The organism is Quyinboa ferrireducens (assembly GCF_042436675.1).
Classification (GTDB): domain Bacteria; phylum Bacteroidota; class Bacteroidia; order Bacteroidales; family UBA5342; genus JBHJHP01.
Genome location: NZ_JBHMVA010000001.1, coordinates 615,291 through 636,070 on the forward strand (window position 1 = coordinate 615,291; position 20,780 = coordinate 636,070).

22 protein-coding genes are annotated in these 20,780 nt (G+C 39.2%); 11 read left to right on the forward strand and 11 right to left on the reverse strand.

Features of this window, described 5'->3' with window-relative positions:
- Positions 1-3: 3 nt before the first annotated feature.
- Positions 4-1,065 (forward strand): tRNA 2-thiouridine(34) synthase MnmA, encoded by a 1,062-nt coding sequence (mnmA, locus tag ACE01N_RS02285; protein WP_380584396.1) that lies wholly within the window; start codon positions 4-6, stop codon positions 1,063-1,065.
- Between the two features lie 447 nt (positions 1,066-1,512).
- Here the strand turns inward: mnmA and ACE01N_RS02290 are convergent, their stop codons facing one another.
- The 5 genes from ACE01N_RS02290 to ACE01N_RS02310 form a co-directional block, all read right to left on the reverse strand.
- Entirely contained in the window at positions 1,513-2,769 is a 1,257-nt protein-coding gene (locus ACE01N_RS02290) for a porin family protein (protein WP_380584398.1), read from the reverse strand.
- Between the two features lie 191 nt (positions 2,770-2,960).
- Positions 2,961-3,473, reverse strand: coding sequence for a DNA-3-methyladenine glycosylase (locus tag ACE01N_RS02295; protein WP_380584400.1), 513 nt, complete (start codon positions 3,471-3,473; stop codon positions 2,961-2,963).
- A gap of 443 nt (positions 3,474-3,916) precedes the next feature.
- On the reverse strand, positions 3,917-4,882 hold the full coding sequence (gene trxB, locus ACE01N_RS02300; RefSeq protein WP_380584402.1) for a thioredoxin-disulfide reductase: 966 nt from the start codon (positions 4,880-4,882) through the stop codon (positions 3,917-3,919).
- Between the two features lie 90 nt (positions 4,883-4,972).
- Positions 4,973-5,344 carry a thioredoxin gene (locus ACE01N_RS02305; RefSeq protein ID WP_380584404.1) on the reverse strand — a complete coding sequence of 124 codons (372 nt, stop codon included), beginning with the start codon at positions 5,342-5,344 and terminating at the stop codon, positions 4,973-4,975.
- A 12-nt stretch (positions 5,345-5,356) separates the two neighbouring features.
- Positions 5,357-5,701, reverse strand: coding sequence for a NifB/NifX family molybdenum-iron cluster-binding protein (locus ACE01N_RS02310; protein ID WP_380584406.1), 345 nt, complete (start codon positions 5,699-5,701; stop codon positions 5,357-5,359).
- A gap of 213 nt (positions 5,702-5,914) precedes the next feature.
- Between ACE01N_RS02310 and ACE01N_RS02315 the strand changes: the two genes are divergently transcribed.
- The 3 genes from ACE01N_RS02315 to ACE01N_RS02325 all read left to right on the forward strand — a co-directional run bounded on the left by ACE01N_RS02315 (position 5,915) and on the right by ACE01N_RS02325 (position 8,513).
- Positions 5,915-6,295, forward strand: coding sequence for a BlaI/MecI/CopY family transcriptional regulator (locus ACE01N_RS02315; protein WP_380584408.1), 381 nt, complete (start codon positions 5,915-5,917; stop codon positions 6,293-6,295).
- Position 6,296: 1 nt separating this feature from the next.
- Positions 6,297-7,736, forward strand: a complete 1,440-nt coding sequence (locus ACE01N_RS02320) for an N-acetylmuramoyl-L-alanine amidase (protein ID WP_380584410.1) — start codon at positions 6,297-6,299, stop codon at positions 7,734-7,736.
- Between the two features lie 84 nt (positions 7,737-7,820).
- Positions 7,821-8,513, forward strand: coding sequence for a Crp/Fnr family transcriptional regulator (locus ACE01N_RS02325; protein WP_375727765.1), 693 nt, complete (start codon positions 7,821-7,823; stop codon positions 8,511-8,513).
- 86 nt (positions 8,514-8,599) lie between these two features.
- Here the strand turns inward: ACE01N_RS02325 and ACE01N_RS02330 are convergent, their stop codons facing one another.
- Entirely contained in the window at positions 8,600-8,956 is a 357-nt protein-coding gene (locus ACE01N_RS02330; RefSeq protein ID WP_380584413.1) for a hypothetical protein, read from the reverse strand.
- 218 nt (positions 8,957-9,174) lie between these two features.
- On the opposite strand from ACE01N_RS02330, the gene ACE01N_RS02335 reads away from it, so the two are divergent.
- Positions 9,175-9,390: a hypothetical protein gene (locus ACE01N_RS02335; RefSeq protein ID WP_380584415.1), complete on the forward strand. Its 216-nt coding sequence runs from the start codon at positions 9,175-9,177 to the stop codon at positions 9,388-9,390.
- Between the two features lie 40 nt (positions 9,391-9,430).
- Here the strand turns inward: ACE01N_RS02335 and hisB are convergent, their stop codons facing one another.
- Genes hisB through hisG form a run of 4 tightly spaced genes read right to left on the reverse strand, consistent with a single transcriptional unit; the run spans position 9,431 to position 13,766 of the window.
- The gene (hisB, locus tag ACE01N_RS02340; RefSeq protein WP_380584417.1) at positions 9,431-10,558 is read right to left on the reverse strand and encodes a bifunctional histidinol-phosphatase/imidazoleglycerol-phosphate dehydratase HisB; all 1,128 of its coding nucleotides are present in this window, start codon (positions 10,556-10,558) and stop codon (positions 9,431-9,433) included.
- 3 nt (positions 10,559-10,561) lie between these two features.
- Positions 10,562-11,605, reverse strand: a complete 1,044-nt coding sequence (gene hisC, locus ACE01N_RS02345; protein ID WP_380584419.1) for a histidinol-phosphate transaminase — start codon at positions 11,603-11,605, stop codon at positions 10,562-10,564.
- A complete protein-coding gene (gene hisD, locus ACE01N_RS02350; protein ID WP_380584421.1) occupies positions 11,602-12,897 on the reverse strand; it encodes a histidinol dehydrogenase in 1,296 nt (431 codons plus the stop codon). The genes hisC and hisD overlap by 4 nt, the downstream gene beginning before the upstream one ends.
- A gap of 17 nt (positions 12,898-12,914) precedes the next feature.
- A complete protein-coding gene (gene hisG, locus ACE01N_RS02355; RefSeq protein ID WP_380584423.1) occupies positions 12,915-13,766 on the reverse strand; it encodes an ATP phosphoribosyltransferase in 852 nt (283 codons plus the stop codon).
- 303 nt (positions 13,767-14,069) lie between these two features.
- Between hisG and ACE01N_RS02360 the strand changes: the two genes are divergently transcribed.
- The 3 genes from ACE01N_RS02360 to ACE01N_RS02370 all read left to right on the forward strand — a co-directional run bounded on the left by ACE01N_RS02360 (position 14,070) and on the right by ACE01N_RS02370 (position 16,996).
- Positions 14,070-14,969, forward strand: coding sequence for a bifunctional enoyl-CoA hydratase/phosphate acetyltransferase (locus ACE01N_RS02360; protein WP_380584425.1), 900 nt, complete (start codon positions 14,070-14,072; stop codon positions 14,967-14,969).
- A gap of 315 nt (positions 14,970-15,284) precedes the next feature.
- Positions 15,285-15,746, forward strand: a complete 462-nt coding sequence (gene tnpA, locus ACE01N_RS02365) for an IS200/IS605 family transposase (RefSeq protein ID WP_380584427.1) — start codon at positions 15,285-15,287, stop codon at positions 15,744-15,746.
- A 308-nt stretch (positions 15,747-16,054) separates the two neighbouring features.
- Complete coding sequence (locus ACE01N_RS02370) at positions 16,055-16,996, forward strand: helix-hairpin-helix domain-containing protein (protein ID WP_380584429.1); 942 nt, start codon at positions 16,055-16,057, stop codon at positions 16,994-16,996.
- Here the strand turns inward: ACE01N_RS02370 and ACE01N_RS02375 are convergent.
- Complete coding sequence (locus ACE01N_RS02375) at positions 16,960-17,613, reverse strand: AlbA family DNA-binding domain-containing protein (protein WP_380584432.1); 654 nt, start codon at positions 17,611-17,613, stop codon at positions 16,960-16,962. The genes ACE01N_RS02370 and ACE01N_RS02375 overlap by 37 nt on opposite strands.
- A gap of 144 nt (positions 17,614-17,757) precedes the next feature.
- Here ACE01N_RS02375 and ACE01N_RS02380 point away from each other — a divergent pair, with 144 nt between their 5' ends.
- The 3 genes from ACE01N_RS02380 to ACE01N_RS02390 are packed head-to-tail and all read left to right on the forward strand — an operon-like array spanning position 17,758 to position 20,780.
- The gene (locus ACE01N_RS02380) at positions 17,758-18,222 is read left to right on the forward strand and encodes a hypothetical protein (RefSeq protein ID WP_380584434.1); all 465 of its coding nucleotides are present in this window, start codon (positions 17,758-17,760) and stop codon (positions 18,220-18,222) included.
- 1 nt (position 18,223) lies between these two features.
- Entirely contained in the window at positions 18,224-19,531 is a 1,308-nt protein-coding gene (locus tag ACE01N_RS02385; protein ID WP_380584436.1) for a DUF6844 domain-containing protein, read from the forward strand.
- The gene (locus ACE01N_RS02390) at positions 19,512-20,780 is read left to right on the forward strand and encodes a hypothetical protein (protein WP_380584438.1); all 1,269 of its coding nucleotides are present in this window, start codon (positions 19,512-19,514) and stop codon (positions 20,778-20,780) included. The genes ACE01N_RS02385 and ACE01N_RS02390 overlap by 20 nt, the downstream gene beginning before the upstream one ends.

Sequence of the window (20,780 nt, forward strand, 5' to 3'; positions counted from 1 at the left end):
GGTTTGAACACAAACGCAACATCCGTATTAGTGGCCATGAGTGGCGGCGTAGATTCCACGGCAACCGCACTGATGTTAAAAGATCAGGGGTATGTGGTATACGGCATTCACTTTGTTTTTTATCACGAATCAGATAACCTGCAACCGGTTTTTGATGCGTTTGAAAATCTTGCCATCCAAACAGGCATTCCCATTGATGTAGTGGATGTGCAGGAAGACTTTGCCAAAACCATCATTCAACCGTTTATTGATCAGTATATAAACGGTATTACACCCTTTCCGTGCGCATTGTGCAACAAAACGCTGAAATGGCCCTTGCTGCTGGAGTATGCAGATCGGCTGAATTGCGGTTTTGTAGCCACGGGGCACTATTCGCAGATTGAAAACTGGCAGGAACAACAGGTCATTTCTGTGGCCGCTGATCCTGATAAGGATCAAAGCTTTTTTCTTTGGAGCATACGTAAAGAGTGGATGCCCCGGATTTTATTCCCGTTGGGACAAACCACAAAAACCCAAGTCCGTGAATACCTTAAAAATATAGGTTTTACGTCCATGGCTAAAAAGAAGGACAGCCTGAGTGTATGTTTCGCCGGCGAAGGATACCAGCAGTTTTTAGAAAAATATGTGCCGGAGGGGAAGCTGAATGCACTAAAAGGAAACTTTGTTTCGCCGGAAGGAGAAATTCTAGGTCCGCATAACGGCATTCATCTGTATACAGTAGGCCAGCGCAGAGGGTTTAATCTCAATATTGATGGCCCGCTGTTTGTCACTGAAATTGATTCCGAGACCAAAAATATAACACTTGGTCCGCATAATCAGTTGTACAAATCAGAATTTTACATCACCAATTTCTATTTTATCGATCCGGAAAAAGTGATGGAAATGGAGTTGGATGTAAAAATCCGCTATCGCAAACAACTGGCCAAAGGACGGCTGTATAAAACCGATGATGATCAGATTTTAAAAGTTGTTTTATCCGAACCCGAATATGCCATCGCCAAAGGCCAAACCGCCGTTTTTATGCAGGGGAATTTGATTTTAGGAGGAGGGTTTATAGTCAATTAGGAATTAGTATTTTATCCAAAACAATTAATAATTCCTATTTACTGTTGACCGGTTAAAGCTTCAGAGATTCCTCGCTACACTCGGAATGACAGGCATTTGCTGGCTGTTGGGCTGGAGGATGGGTTGGTTTGCGAATCTGTCGCAAACCAACCCATCCTCCAGCACCATATGAACCTAAAAGACTGTCATTCTGAGCGTAGTAAAATGAAGCGAAGAATCTTTAAGTAATATTTATTTTTTAAGCGGATAACATTGATAGGGAATTAATAATTTATAAAATCGTCAACTCAACTCTTTTTTTTAACTAAATGCCAATCAGTTTTTTAAGGTTCCTTATCTTTTGAAGTTTAAAATACACAAATAAATAAAAGTGAGGTATCTAAATGCAGTGATTTTGTCTAGAGCTTTTATTACTCTTACTTCGAATATCAGACAAAACAGTTTTTGTTATTTTTTAAAAATTGTATAACCAATAGTTAAAGAGGTAAGATTCGGATCATGTTTATTTTCAGAAGTCACGAATTCCAATATAGTTTTAGTTGGTCTAAAACGTAATTCCACACTCAGTTTATCATTATATTTATAACCGGCACCAACGGTGAAGTAATTTATAAAGTATTTTGAATTGGTTTTCGTTTGTAACTGGTATGTAAAACTAGCCATCCCAAAGGAGTAACCGGCATTCACAAATATCTTTGATTTTTGATTCAAATAGAAATAATACCTGAATCCAAGGGGCAACTCAATTCCATGGTATTTAACATTTGCGAGTTTTTCAGAATTACCGGGATACCTCAGATCTGAATTAAAATACACATATGTAGGTTCAATAAGGAAGGCCCATTTTTGCTTATTTCCGGGTAGTGTAAGTTCTGATTCTATTCCAAAACGATATGATATTTCATTGTCAAAACGGTATTCGTATATGTAAGGCACATAGTGTCCAAGTGCAGAATTAGCAAGATTATAATATAAAGATGTTTTACGTATCCCGGGTCTTAAAGCTATAAACACAGGATTAGGTCTCTTAGTTAAGTCTTTGTAGTCTGAATCCTTGCATTCGTTGTACAGTTTAAAAATCTTGATTAAATCCTTTTTATAATATTGTGTACTATTTATTTTATCAGATGAAATGGCGTTACAGTGGAGGTCGATTAATAATTGCTTTTTATAATCCTCATTTTTCTTATCATAAGAATAGTTAATCAGTAATATACCATAGTCTGGAGTTACATTAGCAACTTTATCTTTGTAAGGTTTATATATTAACTGAACAATCCTTGAATTGTCAATGCTGTAAAAGTATCTGTAGAAGTCTGCTCCATTGTAGTAATACAGACTTGCTTTACCTTCCATAATGACCTTTAAAAAAAGTGTTTCTTCTTTATAGATAGGCTCCCTTGTTTCACTAATGTGAGTTGCTGCATGGCTAGATCTGTCAATGAGTACTTCAGACCTGATATATTTTGATTTGTCATATATTCCGAATTCTTTAACGGAATCTATGCCTAAAATAATCGGAGCATCGTCAGTAGATAATTTACACTGAAACTCTTTGGGGTTAGTACTCCAGTCTTTGTTCTTAATATAGCATTCTGTTGAGTCGTTCCGGTTATCAATATAATAACCTTTTTCAAAGGAAATCTGTCCATAGGTATGAAAAACGATAAAGAATATAAAAATGGTAAGAGTTAGTTTTTTCATTAGTATGCAAGTAGTATGGTAATTAAAATATCATAGTCAATTTAATAAACATTTGTTATCAGGTAAAATTCAACAGTGTTTTCATTTTAAAACAGGTTGCAAAAGTTTTAATGTTTAAAAATACACAAATAAATAATAATAAGCCAGCTAATTGAGTAAATTTCATATGCCACTCATCGGATGACTTTGAGTCATCCGATGAGTTTCCATCGCCAGTGTTTACTTACCCAGGGTTCGCCGGCATAATCTATCCCAATGCGTGGTGTGGTGATATGATCAGAAATCACCGGAGCATCTTCGATCCAGATACGGTTGGAAGTAGTCAGATCTTCGCCGTAAAATGATTTGTCCAGTCCAAGTGCTTTTCCTGCTTTCCCGGGACCATCGAACCCTTCAATACCGCGGATCAGAACAGCCTGCGGAATATCTTTTGGTCCGGTTACAATATTCAGCATCCAGTACATGCCATAGATAAGGTACATGTATACATGACCACCTTCGTGAAACATGATTTCGGTTCGGTTGGTACGGCCCTTGGAAGCATGGCAGGCTTTGTCTTCGAATCCGTTATAAGCCTCAACTTCGGTAATTTTATAGCGCAGAATTTCATCGCCATGATTGACGGCAATGGTTTTTCCCAGCAGCTTCGGAGCTACCTCAAGCACGTTGCGTATGTAAAATTCCCGTTTAAGTCTTTCAGCCATTTGTTGCGTTTAGGCTGACTAAAATAGTGAATTTATTTAAGAGTTAGCGATGGTTTCGCTCAAAGCGAAGCCATCGCGACGACATTGTTCCGGAGGGACACAATATTGGTAGAGTTTGAAATCAAAGATACAAATCCAAGTGCCATAGGTACGAGATCATTAGTTAATAATAAACGATATCATATATCATCCCTACGGGATTTATTTTTAATGGTTAACCTGTTTCTACCAATATTTTAGTCCTACGGACTTTAAATAATTAAGAGCGTAAGTGTGTGGTTCCCTTTAGGGAATAAAAGGGTAAGCGGAGGCTCAAGGAAATTTTGTGGCAAAAATTAAGGGCCCCGCATATGCGAAACCCTTAATTATCTAACCTCTAACAATCGCTACTATAACAAAAACTGGTTTGTAATTGGCTGTATTACGAAACCGGATGTTATATTTTATACTGCACTAATGGCAATTTCTTCTTCTTTTTCAACGAATACACTGCGCACGTAATCTGATGTTGAAAGTGCTGCAATGGTACCATCTGCTACGGCAGTGGTTACCTGTCTGTATCTTTTTTGAATGGAATCACCAGCTGCAAACACACCGGGAATATTAGTTTTCATATCGGCATCAGCCAGAATTTCTCCCCGGTCGTTTGTTTTAACCAGGTGTTTGATATTATCAGTGTTTGGCACATAGCCGATGAACACAAACACACCGTCTGTTTTCAGTTCGGTTTGTTCGCCGGATTTCAGATTTTCAATTACCACGGATTCCACGCCATCTGTTCCGTTGATTTTACGTAGTTCACTTTCCATTACGAACGTAATCTTCGGATTATTCTTTGCTTCATTCACTGCATGTTCAAAAGCCTGAAAATGATCGAACTGATGAACGATGGTTACCTTTGTGGCATAATTAGTCAGTGCCACTGCCTCTTCCAGTGCCGAGTTTCCTCCGCCGACCACTACCAGTTCTTTTCCTGTAAAAAAGTCACCATCGCAGGTGGCACAATAGGATACGCCACGGCCTTTCAATTCGGCTTCACCCGGAATACCCAATGGGCGTGGTTTACCACCAGCAGCTATGATTACCGATTTTGCCTTATATACTTCTTTCCCGTTCACCTCAATCTCTTTGATATTTTGGTTCAACCGGTAACCGGTAACTGACAGGTTGGCTTTGATTTTACATCCGAACGATTTGGCCTGGTTCTTCATGGTATTCACCAGCATATATCCGTGTGTGGTTTCAACACCCGGATAGTTTGCAATCTCCTCTGTAAGCGTAACCTGCCCTCCAATCGCTCCTTCATTCAAAATCAGTGTTTTCAGCTTACTCCGTGAAGCATAAATTCCGGCGGAGAGTCCTGCCGGTCCGGCCCCTAAAATGATTACATCATATAATTCTTCGTTCATGGTAAAATTATTTATTAAGCAAGAAAATTGGGATAAATGAATTTGGTTCACGCATGAAAGCATGAACCAAATAATCATTTGACCTGGGTCTTATTTTTCTACATCAGCTGAGGCGAATTCTCTGTCAAGAACAGAGGTTACCATATCCATACTCTGGATGCTTGATGTAGCGTGTGCTGTTTCTCCGTTTTTGTAATACATGGTAAAAGGCAATCCCATAAAACCTGCACATTTTGGATCGTTACGAACGATGTGTGCTTCAGGGCTGTCGAATGCCATTACAGCAAATTTAACATGGCTGTATTTCTCTTCTTCTTCCAGTTCTTCCATGATTCCGTAAACAGGAATACACATAGGCCCCATACGTCCTGTACAAACCATTACGTTTTCATTTTCCTGAATAAACTTCTGCAATTCTGCAGCTGTCTCAAACTCATGTAAGCCAGTTCTTAAATACTTCATTTTACTTTATGTTTAATTGTTATACAAATGCATTACTTTTTGATCCGAGGTGAGCTGTCCGTCTAAATATTGACGGACAAGCACATCCGGATCGCTGTTTTTAACCCCAATAAAAACCTGAATTTTGTGCTGAGCCAAATATCCTATGATGCCCGGCTCTATAAAGTTTGTGATCACAATTCCAACACCCATTGCGTTCAGTTGAGTTGCAATTTCCTCGGTTGATCCGTTGACCGGAAGTAATGTTTCCTTTCCAACAACTTTTCTGCCTTCCGTTGCATAGACAGTCAAAAAATCGCATGTTCCGTATTTGGAACTCAGCCTGTTGTCTTGTATTGGAATTGCGATGCGTTTCATTCACTAAATTTCTATGCAACAAAAGTACGGCGCTGCCAAATTCCGGTAAAGAAAAAGCCATTGAAGTATTACAATCCAAAAATTGAAATTTTACAAAGCAATTTTTAGCGAGGGTGGTAGCGAGGGCTTCGTTTAAAACGAAACCCTCGCTGAGCATAAAAAATTTGCTTATTTAAAATTAATTACTACATTTGTAGTATTAAAACTACATTTATGGTTATAAAGCAGCTTAATAAGTCCGAACTTCAAATTATGGGATATCTCTGGGAGATAGAAGAAGGATTTATGAAAGATATCGTTGAAAAGTTCCCTGAACCAAAGCCGGCGTACACTACCATCTCAACACAGTTGAACAGAATGTGCTCCAAAAAATATATCGGATTCAAGAAACTTGGAAGGGACAAATTGTATTTTCCAATCCTACAGAAAAAGGACTACTTTTCAGGATATTTGAAAAGTATCATCTCTCTCTTTTTTAATGATTCAGCGACTCAGTTTGCATCTTTTTTTACAAAAAACAGTGACCTCAGTGTTGAAGAACTGGAAGAGCTGAAAGAACTGGTTAAGTCACAAATTTCCCAAAAGAACCAATGACATGGTTGAATATATTTTAAAATCCACCATAGGTTTAGGAATTGCGATTCTGCTTTATTACACCTTACTTAAATCCCTTAAGAATTTTGTTTTCATCAGGTTCTTCTTGTTAACAGCATTGGTGCTAAGCTTAATTGTTCCAACAATGAATATAAAGGTAAATAATATGCCTTCCGTAATTAAAGATCTTGGTATTAGAAGAACAGAAAAAAGTTTTGTACAGAAGGATTTTGTACAAAATGAGGAGATTATGTTTAGGGAGCCAGAGAATATCAAATTTTCAAAACGGCAAAAAATCCTGTTCGGATATTTTCTTATTGCTTCAGGCTTTTTGATCCGTTTTGTTTTCAACCTTATGCTGATCCTTTTTAGTGCCAGACATGGGCGAATTAAAATTGATGGATTGAAAATGGTAGTAGAAGAGAAGCGGATTAAACCATATAGTTTTTTAAATTATATGTTTATAAGCAGCCATGATTTAAAAGATGATGCATCGTCCTCTATATTGATACAACACGAGAGGGCTCACATGAAACAGCTTCATTCTGTGGATATCATTTTGGTGGAACTGATAAAATGTGCGTTCTGGTTCAATCCTTTGATTTGGGTATTTAAAAATATAATGGTGTTGAACCATGAATATCTGGCTGATGATAGTGTTGTGAAAACGGGAACGGATAGGGAGATGTATTTTAATTGTCTGATAAATAGCTCAATAAAAAATAAAAGCTATCAATTGGTCAGTGGATTTAATTTTACGCAAACTAAAAACAGAATACGTATGGTAAACCGAAAAAATCCTGCAAAATTCAGAAGATGGGTTACTCTTCTTTTTGCATTGTCATTGTCTGTTTCCTTTTTTATTTTAACCTCCTTCGATCTGGGTGCAGAACGTGAACCTTTCGTAGTTGTAATTGATTCCGGTCATGGAGGGAAAGATCCCGGAGCTGTATTGAATGGCATACAGGAAAAGGATATTAATTTGAATGTCAGTAAACTTCTGTATTCCTTAAGTTTGAAAAATGATGATAATGTTAGAATCATTCTCACTAAAACAGACGATGAATTTTTGAAGTTACAAGAACGAGTGGATATCTCAGCTGAAAACCATCCTGACTTTTTTCTGAGCATTCATTGCCAGGATAATATTTCGAAAGGAGTCAACGATTTTATATGCTATTTTAATGATGGTAAGTATTCTTCAGAATCGTTTTCCTGTTGTGAAGACTTGCTTTCAGAATCTTTGAACAAGGAAACTAATAAAATTATGAGCGGGCCATTTTATGTGCTCAAGCATAGTGAATGTCCTTCTGCATTATATTCAATTGATCTTTCAGTTGCTGATCGGGATGTAACAACGTTTTCGGATCCTGATTACCAATCGCAAATTGCAAAATCCATTTATAACGGACTTCTAAAAATTCAGGAAAACAGAAAGTAAATTTGCTTTAGCGAGGGTTTCGCGTTAAGCGAAACCCTCGCTGTATCGCTGTTTTTTGTATCTTCGTATTTTAAATAAAATGCGATGGAAGAACACCAGGTACCCCACCTGAACTCTATATTCAGCAAGAGCAGTTGTTTTATGATGCTGACAGAGGATGAGCTCGATTTTATCAGCACCAAGAAGCGTCAGATTGTTTATAACAGTGGCGAGACAGTGTGCAAGCAGGGCGCGTTTGCCCCGTATGTATTGTATGTGCTGGATGGTCTGGTGAAGGTTTTTGTGGAAACGGGCAGAGGAAAATTTAAAAGCATCAGCCTGATGAAAGGCGGTGACTTCATCGCGTTTTCAACGGTATTTGGAGAGAGTGTTTACAATTATACCGCCATGGCATTGAAAGAGTCTGCAGTTTGCATGATAGATAAGGAGGGGCTGAAAAAGATCCTGAAAGATAACCGTGATTTTGCATTTAATATTGTATCGCGCAACTACCGGACAGAAAACCATTTGCTGGAGATCATCAAGACCATTACCCATAAACAAATGCCTGGAAAGCTTGCAACAACGTTGCTATATCTTGCACAGGAAGATTTTCTGGCGGAAGATGTGTTTCATCATTTAACCAGAAAAGAGATCGCTGAATTTGCCGGAATAACCATGGAAAGTACCGTAAAACTACTGAAAGAATTTGAACAGGATAAATTAATTTCTCTGGATGGTAAGGATATCAAAATTCTGGATAAACACGGTCTTGAAGATGTCAGCATCAAAGGATAAAAAATCAATTCGGAATTATGAATAATTACGGATTGTGTTATCCAAATTCCTAATTTTTACTGAATATATCGAAGTGCCGTAATTAACTACGCTATTTCCTCGGTGACTTTCCTGGTAATTTTTTCGTGATATCTCGAAAACCGTTCATCCAGCATATGAACTTCAAGCTGTTTTTTCCATTCTTCGGCTTCCGCCGATAATGCCATCAGCTTTTTGTTGTTTTCAAGATTGGTAAAGTCAGCCTTTTGTTTTTTTACAAACCCGTGAAATTCACCAAGCCATTTTTCATACGTCTGTAAAAAATCTTTCTGTACATCATTTAGCTTATCATCTTTCATATAACCAATATCTGATGCAGTGGCGAGTTGCGCAACAGCTGCTGCTCCCAGTGTCAGTCCTATTCGCTTCAGAAATGATTTCCGGCTTTGTTTGTCGTTTGCCATGTTTTAAAAATAAAAGGTTCTTATTTTAAACGATTCCGGATAAAAATGGTTTATAGTAGGATAGAAAAAACTTTAAAATAATTAAGATGAAACCATATTTGGCAAATTTGATTAACAGTATCGTTCTTATAGCCTTAGGCTTGTGGTCGTATTTTGGAAGCGAAACTCCCTCCGTTACAGCGTTGATACCTGTGTTTGTTGGCGTAGTACTCTTGGCAATGGTTAAACCAATGCAGGGAGGAAACAGGGTAGTGGCACATATCGTGGTCACACTAACATTTTTGTTACTGGTGTCACTTGTTAAACCGCTTACAGGTGCAATTGGCCGCGATAGTCAGATTGGAGTGGTTCGGGTGGTTATCATGATGGCGACATCGCTATACGCCATGATCATCTTTATCAAAAGCTTTGTAGATGCGAGGGTGAAGAAATAAACTTATTCATCCAATGACTCGAAGTAATCGGATGAATACATTAAAGTACCCCTTTAGTAGAGGGCAGTTCAAATTTAAAGACATCGCGTTTTACCGCCATTTTAATGGATCGGGCGAGAGCTTTGAAAATGCCTTCAATTTTATGGTGTTCATTATCTCCTTCTGCCTTGATGTACAGGTTGCATTTTGCAGCATCCGAGAAGGATTTAAAGAAGTGCAGAAACATTTCAGTTGGCATATCTCCCACTTTTTCGCGCTTGAATTCAGCATTCCAGACCAGCCATGGCCGGCCACCAAAATCCAGTGCAACCGTAATGAATGAATCATCCATGGGCAGGGCATAGCCGTAGCGTTCAATGCCACGCTTATCGCCAATGGCTTTATATATGGCTTCTCCAAGGGTCAGTGCAGTGTCTTCAATGGTGTGGTGTTCATCCACTTCAAGATCTCCTTTAACTTTAATTGTCAGATCCGAACCGGAATGTTTTCCAATCTGTTCCAGCATGTGGTCAAAAAAACCAAGACCGGTTTGAATATCGCATTTCCCCGTACCGTCAAGGTTGATCCGGACATAAATATCCGTCTCTTTTGTTGTGCGCTGAACTTCGGCTGTTCTTTCCCCGGCTTTCAGAAAAGCGTAAATATCATCCCAGTTTCCGGTTTGAAGCACACAAACATCAGACAGTTCATTGGTTTTCAGGTCATCAGATGTTATTACCTCAGATAACAAAATGGCTTTACAACCCAGATTTTTTGCCAGTTGCACATCTGTTAGTCTGTCTCCGATTACAAAAGAATTACCCAGGTCATAATCACCTTTCATATATTCGGTAAGCATGGCAGTTCCGGGTTTACGTGCAGGAGAATTATCTTCGGACATGGACGGATCAATATGCTCGGCATCAAACACGACACCTTCATTCTTAAAGGCAGAAATAATCTTATTATGTGCCGGCCGGAATGTCTCTTCTGGAAACGAAGCGGTTCCAAGGCCATCCTGGTTGCTCACCATAAGCAGTTTGAAATCCAGCTCTGCAATGTAATGCATGTTCCGGAGCGCTCCCGGATAAAATTCCAGTTTTTCCAGTGAATCCAGCTGATAATCTACCGGTGGCTCCTTGACCAGTGTACCGTCCCGGTCGATGAATAATATGCGTTGTTTGCTCATTTTTTAAGCCTTTAATGTGTTCAGTGCAGTGACTAATTTTGTGTTTTCCTCAGGTGTCCCAACCGTGATGCGAAGTGAACCTTCACAAAGCTTTACACGGCTACGGTTCCGGATGATCACAGAATTATCGATCAGTTTATGATATATTCCATCAGCATCCTTAACCTTCACCAGTAAAAAGTTGGCATCCGAAGGATATATCTTCTCAACATACGGAATGTGTAGCAGTTCACCTTTCAGACGTTCCCGTTCTTTTAAAATAGCATCCACCCAATTTGTTTTTTTGACATCATCTTTCAGCAGTTCCATGGCTTTCTGCTGCGTGAGAATATTCAGGTTATAAGGATATTTAATTTTATTCAGAACCTGAATGATTTCAGTTGCGGCAAAGGCCATTCCAAGACGGATGGCAGCCATTCCCCATGCTTTCGAAAAAGTCTGAAGAACCACAAGATTTGGATATTTATCCAGTTGGTTCAGCCATGTTGCCCCAGGTGCAAAATCAATATAGGCTTCATCAATGATCACTAATCCTTTAAAGCGGTCCAGGATTGGTTCTATCGCCTCTTTTTTGAGCAGATTAGCCGTTGGATTATTGGGGGAACACAAAAAGATCAGCTTTGTATCCTCATCAACAGCATTCAGAACAGTATCGGTGTTCAGACTGTAATCGCTGTTGAGTAAAGCCGGTTTTACTTTTATATTGTTAATGTCAGCAGCAACGGTATACATACCATAGCTCGGCTCCATGGCCACAATGTTATCCTTACCGGGTTCACAAAATGCCCTGAAAAGCAGATCAATGGGTTCATCGCTGCCGTTTCCAAGGAAAATCCTTGATGCATCTACTCCTTTTATTGTTGAAATGCGTGATTTGAGTTCCCTCTGCAGCGGATCGGGATAGCGGTTATATGGTTCGTTATACGGATTTTCATTTGCATCTAGAAAAACCGAAGCTGTTCCCGAAAACTCATCCCGGGCGCTGGAATATGGTTTTAACTGCTTAATATTATTTCGTAGCAGTTTATTCAGATCAATCTGGCTCATTTTTCAGAATCTTCTATATCTTTTAATCGCAGTGAAACGGCATTTTTATGTGCCATAAGCTGTTCCGCTTCGGCCATTTTCTCGATGGCAGGACCAATGTTGGCTAATCCCTGTGCGGTGATTTCCTGGAAAGTGATCTTTTTAGTAAAACTATCCAGATTTACACCACTATAAGCCCTTGCGTAGCCGTTTGTTGGTAAGGTGTGGTTGGTTCCCGATGCATAATCACCTGCACTTTCAGGGGTATACTGACCCAGAAATACGGATCCGGCATTAATTACTTTATCCGCAATCTCACTGTAGTTTTTGCTTTGTATAATCAGGTGTTCCGGCGCATAAAGATTGGTGATATCAACAATCTCCTCTGTGTTTTTTACCACGATCATCCTGCTGTTGGCGATGGCTTTTCGTGCCATGTCTTTTCGGGGAAGCTTTGAAAGCTGACTTTCAAGTTCATACAGTACAGGAGCAATCAAATCTTCTGTATCTGTCACCAGGATGACCTGGCTGGTTTCACCATGTTCAGCCTGTGAAAGCAGATCAGACACGATAAATGCAGGATTGGAATCCTTATCTGCAATCACTTCCACTTCAGAAGGACCTGCCGGCATATCGATGGCAACTTCCTTTAAGCTTACCAACTGTTTTGCAGCCGTTACAAACTGGTTTCCCGGGCCAAAAATTTTGAAAACTTTAGGAATGGATTCGGTTCCGTAGGCCATAGCACCAATAGCCTGAACACCACCGGCTTTAAAAATTGACGTTACGCCTACAAAATGTGCGGTCCAGAGAATAGCCGGATTTATGGTTCCGTCTTTTGAGGGAGGTGTACAAAGCACAATCTCTTTACAACCGGCAATTTTAGCCGGAACAGCCAGCATTAATACCGTGCTGAAAAGTGGTGCAGTGCCGCCTGGAATATACAAGCCTACTTTTTCAATAGCCACACTTTTTTGCCAGCAGCGTACGCCAGGTGCTGTTTCAACAGGTTGGCCTTCAAAGACCTGAGTCTTATGGAATGTTTCAATGTTTTTTGCGGCCAGTCTGATGGCATCTTTCAGTTCTTCATCCACCAGTTTAGATGCCGTTTCAATTTCATTTTCAGTCACCAAAAGCTGATCCAGTTCAGCACGGTCAAATTTCTTCCCGAACTTTAGCACAGCCTTGTCTCCACCTGCTTTTACCTCGTCAAGTATGGATTGAACCGAATCAAAAATGCCGCTGTTATCATTATCCGGTCGGGTTGTTATTTTATTCCATTCCTTTCGGTCAGGGAATCGTAAAACTTCCATTGCTTTTTGTTACAAATTTACATTATCATTTTCTCAATAGGAATCACGAGGATGCCCTGTGCTCCAAGTGCCTTTAATTTTCCGATGATTTCCCAGAATTGTTTTTCTTCGATAACGGAGTGCAGAGAGCTCCATCCTTCTTCCGCCAAAGGCATAATCGTAGGGCTTTTCATGCCCGGAAGCAGCTCAATTATGGCATCGATTTTTTCATTGGGAGCATTCAGCAGGATGTATTTTTTATTATTGGCCCTCTGAACCGATTCTATCCGGAAGATCAGCTCGTCAATAATTGCTTTTTTCTCATCACTCAGATTTTTGTTCCCGATGATGATGGCTTCTGAAGGTGTGACCACCTCAACTTCCTTTAGTCCGTTGCTGACCAGTGTCCCGCCTGAACTGACAATATCAAATATAGCATCTGCCAGACCAATTCCGGGAGCAATCTCAACTGATCCCATAATCTCATGAATCTCAGCACTGATGTTCTGTTCTTTCAGATAATTTTTCAGGATCACCGGATAGGACGTAGCGATTTTTTTACCCTTAAACCATTCAGGTCCCTGATAATCTTCACCCTTAGGTATTGCAAGCGACAGACGGCATTTGCTGAATCCCAAACGTTTGATGATTCCCGCATCCTGCTCTTTTTCCAGATATTCGTTTTCACCCACTATCCCGATATCAGCCACACCATCTGCTACCGACTGAGGAATATCATCGTCGCGCAGGAACAACAATTCGCAAGGGAAATTTTTTGCGGGAGAAAGCAACTGACGTTTCCCTGGTGTGAGTTTAATACCAACTTCTTTTAGTAACTCCATCGACTCTTCGTGTAGCCGACCTTTGGTTTGTACTGCAATTCGTATCATTTGTTATTTAGTTATATGCAAATAAAAAAGGCTCACCGGTAAACGATAAGCCTTTGAATATTTTTACACATTAGAATCACGGCCTACCGCTGAAGCAGGAAAAAATGATGACCGTGATGTAAAGTGTTCGTAATCATGTTCAATTAATTGTGCTGCAAATGTAAGTTAAAATTTAAAATCTGCAAAAAAACCTGTCAATTGTCATGGAATTTTAATCAATACACATGCTCTTGTTACACAGCGGAATGAACTTCATCATATTTCATTTTGTTTAGATGCTGTATTTTTATTAAAAAATTTACCATGCTAATAAAACTGTCTGACCTCAACAAACTTTTAAAAGCCGATATGCCAACCAAGCGTCTTGTTCTGGCTGTTGCTGATGATCCACATTCTTTAGGTGCTGTAATAGCTGCGCAGGAGGAAAATATTATTGATGCTGTTCTGGTTGGTGACCAGAACAAAATTGAAAAAGTAGCTTATGAACATGAGATATCCATTAAAGGGACGCAGATTATTCATGAACCGGATAAATTGAAAGGTATTCGGTTATCCGTTAGTCTGGTTCATAACAAGCAGGCAGACATACTTATGAAGGGTAATGTTAAAACACCGGATTTATTGCGCGGGGTATTGAATAAAGAATGGGGTTTACGTACCGGAAAGCTGCTGTCGCACTTTGCTTTATTTGAAGTTCCCACTTACCATAAACTCATTGCAATTACGGATGTTGCAATGAACATATCACCAAACCTGAATGAGAAAATCGGTATTCTGGAAAATTCCGTTAGTTACCTGCACAGGCTTCAGATAGCTAATCCTAAAGTAGCCGTTTTGGGTGCCATTGAGGTGGTTGACGAGAAAATGTCTGCCACTCTGGATGCTGCATTGCTTTCAAAAATGAATCAGAGGGATCAGATAATGGGATGTATTATTGATGGTCCACTGGCGTTTGATAACGCTGTAAGCAGCGAAAGTGCCAAACATAAAGGCATCAAAAGTGATGTGGCCGGCGATTGTGACATACTACTTGTTCCCGATATTGAGGTGGGAAATGTGCTGTATAAGTCTTTGGTATTTTTCTCAAATGCGAAGGTGGCATCGGTGGTGCTGGGTGCAAGTGCGCCAATCGTATTGACTTCCAGGAGCGATTCAGAAGAAGCTAAATTTAATTCTATTTTGCTGGCAGCTGTAGGTGCATAATAGACAAATACCTGATTGGGAAATGTAATTTATCCTTGAAAATTCATAGTCAGGCTATGATATTTCAATGATAATCTGTACTCAAAATTTACCTGTTCTTTCGCCCTTATCGGGCTCCTAATAATTGAATCGCTCAATTTTTCTACCATACTTGCACACCTTACAGTGTGCTTATTTAAAAAGGGGACCATAGGTCCCGACAGTATGGTAGAACCGATCAACATCAAAATACGGAGCTCCGTAGGAGCGAAAGAATAATAATTGTTTTTCCTCTTGTCATTTTTTATATTTGTTAAACCCTTTAATCCAAATGCAATGGCAAATACCTACACCCAGTTTAATATTCATATTGTATTTTCTGTAAAAGGACGAGAGAACTTAATAACCAATAAATTCAGGGACAGGTTACATCAATATTTATCAGGGATATTGAAAAATAGTGGACAATACCCATTAGCTGTAAATGGTGATAAGGATCATGTCCACCTGTTTTTTGAATTGAACCCTAAAACAAGTATTTCAAATCTTATCAGTATTATTAAAAGCAATTCAACTAAATGGATAAACGAAAACCGCTTTGTTTTAGGCAGATTCAGTTGGCAGGAAGGCTATGGAGGATTTTCTTATTCCAGATCACAAAGGGATGCTGTAATTAACTACATCACAAAACAAGAGTTACACCACAGGAAAAGAACTTTTCGTGAAGAATATTTAGAATTATTGGAGAAGTTTAGTATAAAATTTAAAGGAGAATATGTATTTGAATTTTATGAATAAACTTACCTAAGTTCTTTCGCCCTTATCGGGCTCCTCGCTATTAAAACGCGTTATTTTTCTACCATACTTGCATACCTCTGGTGTGCTTATGTTTTTGTGTAAATGCATTTAATGTGGAGAAAAAGACCGGATACTTAAAAAGAGGGCCGTAGATCCCGACTGTATGGTAGGGACAATCAACATCAAAAATATCAGAGCTCCGTAGGAGCGAAAGAGTTGGGATAAATGAAGCTTTTACTCGCATTAAAGTCCTTGATAACAGGAATTAGTTTTTTTGTTAACTTTGGTTATTACTAAACAACCTGAACATGTGGAAAGACTGGTTTTTTTACTCGCGCCGGGAACGCAATGGCATTATTATTCTCATCATCCTGTTGCTGATTTTGCTGATTGCAAGGTTATTTATGCCAACACTTGTCAACCATAGACCATATGACTATTCCTATTACCAGTCAAAAATAGATTCGTTTAAACATGCAATGTACATGGATTCTTTAAGGCAGGTGTGGCTCACAGAGGATCATTTTAATAGAGATTCCCTTTCGGTGTTTGATCCGAACACAGCTGATTCATTAACTATGCGACGTTTGGGATTTGGTTCAATCAGTATCAATAATATGACACGTTACCGAAAATCTGGTGGATCATTTCGTGAAGCTAAAGATCTTGGAAGAATATATTCTGTATCAGACAGTGAATTCGTGGTATTGAAACCTTTCATCCGGATCAGCAAAAAGGAGAAAAGTTTTCCTGCTAAAGTAGTGGAAGTAACTGAAGTAAAGGTTAAAGAGGAAAAGCGGGTTGAGTATGTGAGTATTGAAAAGGAACCTGAAATTGTCATAGAACTCAACAGCGCTGATACTGCTCTGCTGAAAATGTTGCCCGGAATTGGCTCAGTACTTTCTGAGCGTATCGTGAAATACCGGAGTTGGCTGGGAGGTTTTTACAGTCAGGATCAATTAAAAGAAGTTTATGGTCTGAAACCCGATGTGGTACATAATATTTCGGATCAGCTTACCATTGACACTACGTTGTTGGTAAGGCTAAATCCAAATACAGTGTCTGTCAATCAACTGAAAAGCCATCCATATCTGAATTTTTACCAGGCTAAAGCCATATATGAATACCGAAGAGATAAAAAACCGATAGAAAATTTTGAAGAGCTTATGAGGATAGAAGGTCTGGATACAGTAAAACTGGGAAGGATCAAGCCTTACTTGTCATTTTCTGATGGAGAAACCAGTGAATAGTAGGTGAGTTTATCCGTAAAATGGATGCGGATAATGTTCATGGCAACAAGGTCTGTTAATATCCGGTTGGCCGTTCTGGAGTTGATCTCAGCCAAACGTTTAAACTTTCCGGCAGTAACGGTTTCTTCAGCGCTGAGCAGATCGAGCAGTTTTTTCACGGGTTCAGACAACAAAAAAGCCTTGCCTTCAGGTCGCTTTTTCTGCTTTTGCGCATTGATGTATATGGCATTAGCCAACAAATTCTGATCGTTTACCCGAACATACACTTTAAACTTCCCGTCGTTATCCGGTGCCTTGTGGAGCTTGTAGTCACTTTTTGCGATTTTTATTTCCAGTACGGTCTTCCCGTTCACGTCCCACTCTTTTGCCTGAAAGGGGACCGGGGGCTTACAATACATATGTGCAGCAGCTTCTATCATATAAAATTCCTCTTCGGAGCGCACACCAGAGATATTTCCATTGTCCTTAACACCGACGAGCAAACGACCTCCCTGTGTGTTAGCAAAGGCTGCAAGTGAACGCGCAATTTTTTTTGAATCAGAAATTTCAAATTTGAAATCCTGTTCCACATGCTCTCCTTCTGTAATATACTGCAGTATTTTGTTCGTATAAGACATGGTGCAAAGATAGCTTTAAATAAAATGATATATCTTCTTAATGTATAATGATTATAAATTAAGGAGACGGCTTATAATTTTAAATACCTGAAACATAAAACCATTGGGTTTTTAATAAATTTACGGCACCTCAATGTATCCATTATGAAATATATCGCATCAACGCTTTTTGTGTTTTTGTTGCCATTAGCTTTATGGTCACAGACTGATTCATTGATTAAGGTTGTAAAAAAACATCCGGTCATTAGCGAGGGAGGTGCCGAGGTCATACCTTTTGATGGGCAGGCCTATATTGTTGGAGTTGGCTTTGTGGAAAATAAGGGACAATCACGTGCCATTCTTGAAAGAATTGGGAAGGTTAAAGCTGAAAAGGAAATTGCAGTATTGATTAATGGTTCTGATTTTACGTCGTCAGCAGTGGCGGTAATAGAGCAAATTGTTACCACGGAAGGTAACGAAAGGAAAGTAGAAGAAAAAACATCATATTTTCAGACAATTAAAGAGAATTCAGAAGGATTTATTCACTCTATGTCCAAGCTGGCAAGCTGGAAGTCTGATGATAAGTCTATGTTTTACTACGCAATCTACAAACCCATAAATATTGAATAAAATGAAAAAACAATTATTGCTTTTTGCGTTTTTGCCTTTTTTAATGGCCAAAGCTCAAAATCCCGGAGATATGGCGGCTTCAAAGGCCGTTTCTGAGACACAGGATGTCCAGGTAGAAGTGCTTGAATTCCCGGAAGATAAATTAACTGAATCGGTTATGAATTCACTTGCAAGACAAGGGAAGAGTCTGGATGCAATTAACAGCGATGGTTCCATTTATGTGATAGCATCAGGAACTACTACCAGGCCTAGTAATATGCCGGGATTTATTTTATCAAGAAATGTGGCATATTCAATTGCTGAAATGACTGCTAAAATGAATTTACTGAGAATGGCAGGTGAACAGATCACCTCAGGTAGAGGATTTGAAATGATCGATGATAAAATAATTGGTGAAGATCCGGATCAGAAAAAGAAAGCAGGTATGCTGAAAAAGGCCAAAATGGTAATGGATAAGTCGCTTGATAAAGCTTTGAGTGCACTCGGTGTTTCGGATGAGGAAATACAGAAATTGAACGAATCCAATAAGAAGGCTGTGTTTGAACAGAAGTATAATGAATCGATCCGTTCTTTTGTTTCCGGAATGGTAAAAGGTTGTGCAGTCGTCCGTATTTGTGAGGGAGAGGCTGGGAATAATGACTATCAGGTTTCTGTATGTATGAAATACTCACCAGAGTTTCAGTCACTGTCAGCCATGATTAAGAACCGGGATGATTCGCAGGCAAAGCAGGGAAAATCGACAAATTCGATGGACAAGATTTTAGGTATGACCCCCGATAAACTTGTCGGCAGAATGGGAACCTATATTACGTACGATCAGAATGGTGATATGGTTGTATACGGATTTGGACAGGAAGAGGTGAATGCAAGCGGTACCAGAGCTTCTGCTGAATTCTCCAGAGCTTACAGTAAAGCAAGACTTTCGGCTGTAAATAACATTAAAAATTTTGTGGCAGAAGATATGATTGCTGATGAGGTAAGTGAAACAACTGAAAAATTTCAGCAATATGCAGATGGTACTGATTCCTATTTTTCACAGCAGAAATGGTCACAGGCGGTACAGTCAAAATCAACCACACTGAATTTACCTACAACCATGGTAAGGAAGTGGAAAGGTATTCATCCGGTTTCAAAACAAAATGTTGCAGGGGTAGTGGTTATGTGGTCACCTACTATTGCAGCCAGGGCAGATGAATTAAAGGAAACATTTACAGAACCGGAACCTGCCAACGGTAACAATCAACAGGCTCAACCTCAAAAAACCAAGAAAAGCAACTACACTGTAACTGGTGAAGAGGAAGAGTTATAGCATATTATATTTACTATTGTTTTTTAATTGCCCGGTAATTACCGGGCAGTTGAATTATGAGTACAACGGTGTTACCTATGCGCTTAGTAGTAGCAGGACGATGTTGTTTTCGGATGTAGTATTTAATGATCCGGTTAGTTCATCACGGGTGCTTACTGCACAAATCAGTCAGGCACGGTTAAAGTCGGCAGAACTGATGGGTTTGTATTTGATCTTTAGTCGTTCTTATACTCAGGATCAAAAAACCCAGGACCTGTTTCCCCTATTCGTTAAATATTACGGAAAGGGATTTAATGTTGAAGTTTCAGATTTGATAACTAAAAGAATTACAGGTGACAGTGATGCCCGTAAAATCAGATTTGAGTGCCCGGTAAAAAAATATGAAATTTCAGAAATTGATATGGCAGATTTGCCGGATCTGAACTCTTTATGCGAAAAGGAATACAGGAATTCCAGGGATATTTATTCTGCTGAAAGGTATATTTCATATTGCCCGGTTTCTCCTGCGGATCAGCTTAGAATGAATGCCGGATTTCTTTCCAGACAAAACGCTCCTTTGCCGGTAATGGCAAAATGTTACGGTCTGGAGCCGGGAACTGTTTTTGAATCTACCCTGTTCGGATCAGGTGAGACTGGAAGCCAATTGGTATATGAACTCCTGGCCGAAAAGGAGGTAGCCGGTCAGTTTTCAAAGCGCTTGATTCTAATGGATCTAATAGCAGTATCAGATGGGTTTGAAGCCAAAGACGCATATTACACAGAATTTCTTAGTAACATTGAAAAAAGTGACGAGCTTTGGGATGATATTTTGTTGTTTGCATCCGAATATGCCGAAGGAGAGGAACCTTTTGATGCATTTAGTGCCATACAACGTTATCCCGGAGCTTTAAATCTGCATCTGTTTTCTGGTTCAAATGATGTGATTTACAAAAAAGCATTACTGCTATTTAATGACAACAAGCAGGACAGTGCCATTATCAGTATACGCGATGCTGTGAATTTTAACGGAGTTACGCTGGAAAAAATCATTTTATCCGCTGCAGTTTACCGCATACAAAAAGATTATCAAAAGTCACTTATTATGTCTGTCATAAGTGCATTCAATGGGATTGACACAGATTATGTTCCCGGAAACCTGTATTTGTCGCTTAAAGCGCTCAATTATAATAAAACAGAACAATTAAAAACGTATTTACTTAATAACATAACGTGCGATAAATGGTCATTTGAGGTTATAAGTAACAATTAA